At 67.3% G+C, this 2,480-nt stretch carries 3 protein-coding genes; all 3 read right to left on the bottom strand.

Annotated elements, in window-relative coordinates; all coding sequences use genetic code 11:
* Window positions 1–13 precede the first annotated feature (13 nt).
* The 3 genes from tnpC to tnpA all read right to left on the bottom strand — a co-directional run bounded on the left by tnpC (window position 14) and on the right by tnpA (window position 2,404).
* Window positions 14–1,492: an IS66 family transposase gene (gene tnpC, locus AB4136_RS33305; RefSeq protein ID WP_137902238.1), complete on the bottom strand. Its 1,479-nt coding sequence runs from the start codon at window positions 1,490–1,492 to the stop codon at window positions 14–16.
* A gap of 109 nt (window positions 1,493–1,601) precedes the next feature.
* Window positions 1,602–1,928 carry an IS66 family insertion sequence element accessory protein TnpB gene (gene tnpB, locus AB4136_RS33300; RefSeq protein ID WP_224690299.1) on the bottom strand — a complete coding sequence of 109 codons (327 nt, stop codon included), beginning with the start codon at window positions 1,926–1,928 and terminating at the stop codon, window positions 1,602–1,604.
* Between the two features lie 26 nt (window positions 1,929–1,954).
* Window positions 1,955–2,404 carry an IS66-like element accessory protein TnpA gene (tnpA, locus tag AB4136_RS33295; protein ID WP_137902237.1) on the bottom strand — a complete coding sequence of 150 codons (450 nt, stop codon included), beginning with the start codon at window positions 2,402–2,404 and terminating at the stop codon, window positions 1,955–1,957.
* Between the last annotated feature and the right edge of the window lie 76 nt (window positions 2,405–2,480).

Below are 2,480 nucleotides of genomic sequence, written 5' to 3'. Positions count from 1 at the left end.
GTAACCGCTGTTCTCAGGCCACGGCCTTGAGTGGCGCGGGGGCATAGGCCCAGGGCAGCAGGTCGTCGAGCTGGCTTTGCGGATGGCCTGCAACGATGCGAGTGATGACGTCGGCGAGGTAGGCGTACGGGTCGACACTGTTGAGTTTCGCGGTTTCTACGAGCGAGGCGATGGTCGCCCAGTGCTCGCCACCGCCGTCGGAACCGGCGAAGAGCGCATTCTTCCGATTGAGGGCGATTGGCCTGATCGAGCGTTCGACGACGTTAGAGTCGATCTCGACGCGGCCGTCGTCGAGGAAGCGACCAAGTCCGGCCCAGCGCGAGAGCGGGTAGCGGATTGCTTCGGCGAGCTTGCTCTTCTGGCTGATCAGGGCGAGCTTCTCGCGCAGCCATGGCTGGAGGGTATCGATGACGGGGCGGCTTCTTTCCTGGCGGGCGGTGCGCCGCTCTTCGGGCGAGCGTCCCCGTATCTCGCTCTCGATCTTGTAGAGTTCGGCGATGCGCTGGAGCGCCTCCGTGGCGATCGGCGCGGGTCCGGACTGGGCCAGTTCGTAGAAGCGTCGACGGACATGCGCCCAGCAGAACGCCAGGCTCACGGCATTGCGCTCGGCCAACGCCCGGTATCCGGCGTAGCCGTCGACTTGCAGGATTCCGACGAAGCCCTGAAGGTGCCGCAGTGGCTGTTCGGCCTTGCGGTCGGGCGCATAGAGATAGGCGACGCCAGGTGGAGCGATCCCGCCCCAGGGGCGATCGTCGCGGGCGTAAGCGAACAGCTGGCCCGTCTTGGTTCGGCCGCGCCCGGGATCGAGCACCGGCGCCGTGGTCTCGTCGGCGAAGAGCTTGCCGGACGCCTTCAGCCGCTCGAACAGCCGCTCGTGGACCGGCCGGAGCAGGAAGGCTGCCTTGCCGACCCAGTCGGCGAGCGTCGATCGATCCAGGTTCACGCCTTGGCGGGCATAGATCTGCGCCTGGCGATACAGCGGAAGGTGGTCGGCGTACTTGCCGACCAGAACATGGGCGACGGTCGCCTCGGTCGGGATGCCGCCTTCGACGAGCCGCGATGGAGCCGCCGCTTGCACAACGACCTCCTCGCAGCTCCGGCAGGCGTATTTCGGCCGGCACGTGACGATTACACGGAACTGGGCCGGCACGATGTCGAGGCGCTCGGAGCGATCCTCGCCCATGACGTGCAGCATGCCCTTGCAGCACGGGCAGATCTTGTCGGGAATGTCGATGACCTGCTCGATACGCGGCAGGTGCGCGGGCAGTGCACCGCGGTTGGTGCGGCGCTTGCTGGCGCGAGCCTCGCGCTTGGCAGGATCGGCGGTGTCCTCCGCGGCGAAGCCCTCCGCCTCGACCTGCTCGGCCTCTTCCAGGCCCAGCAGCAGCTGCTCGACGGGCAGGCTCTCTGCCCTGCGGCCGAAGCGGTGGCGCTGCAGTTCCTTGATGATCTGGCGCAGCCGCTCGTTCTCGGCGCGCTCCGCCGCGAGCATCGCTTGAAGCGCGATCGGATCGTTGGTCTGAGGCTCGGCCGGGTTGCTCACAAGGCCGATTCAATCATGCATTCCAATGCTTTGCCAGCGTCTCTAGCCGCCCATGGAATCAACTTGCCGCGACCGGCGCGCGCGTCTCACGGGCGTCATGCACGCGCCGCCAATCCAACCCTTCCAGGAGCGCCTGCAATTGCGCCGCCGACAACCTCACCACGCCATCGGTGATGGCAGGCCAGCAGAACTTCCCGTCCTCCAGACGCTTCGCCAGCAGGCACACGCCGGTGCCGTCGAAGTACACCAGCTTGACCCGGTCGGCGCGCTTGGCCCTGAAGACGTAGACCGCGCCAGAGAATGGATCGGCGCCCATCGTCTCGCGTACCAGCGCCGCCAGGCCCTCGGCCCCCTTGCGGAAGTCCACCGGCTTCGTCGCGACCATCACCTTGACCGCACCCGTCGGCCCGATCACGACGGCGCCTTCAGCGCACGGATCACCGCCGCCACCGTCCTGGCGTCGGCGCCACGACCGATCCGCATGGCGACGCCGTCAATCTCCAGCTCGATCACGCCGGCTTCTCGCGCGGCCTTCCGCTTGCGCGTCGATCTCGCGCGCTTCCCCGCCGGTTCGGGCTCCGGTGCCGCCGCGACCACTGCTGGAACAAACAATGGCTCCGGTGCCGGCGCATTCCCCAACGGCACCCGCGCGGACCGGCGCCAGGCGAACAGCTGCTGCGGGGACAATGCATAGCGCCGGGCCACCGCGCTCACGGTCTCGCCGGCATCGTAGCTTTCCGCCACGATCCGCGCCTTCTCCTCCGGCAACCATTCGCGCCGCCGTCCAGAACCCGTGAATATCTCAAGCCGTCGAACCGGCTCCTCGTCCCTGGACTTAAGCGTAAGCTCTGAAATCGTCATGTGTCGAAGCCCTCAAAGGCTCCGAGCATCGTGGCTCATGACCACGCGCGAAAGGTGGTGCCGCAACAGCGCTCAC

This window comes from Mesorhizobium sp. 2RAF21 (assembly GCF_052115345.1).
Lineage (GTDB): Bacteria > Pseudomonadota > Alphaproteobacteria > Rhizobiales > Rhizobiaceae > Mesorhizobium > Mesorhizobium terrae.
This window is presented reverse-complemented; position numbering and strand designations above follow the sequence as displayed.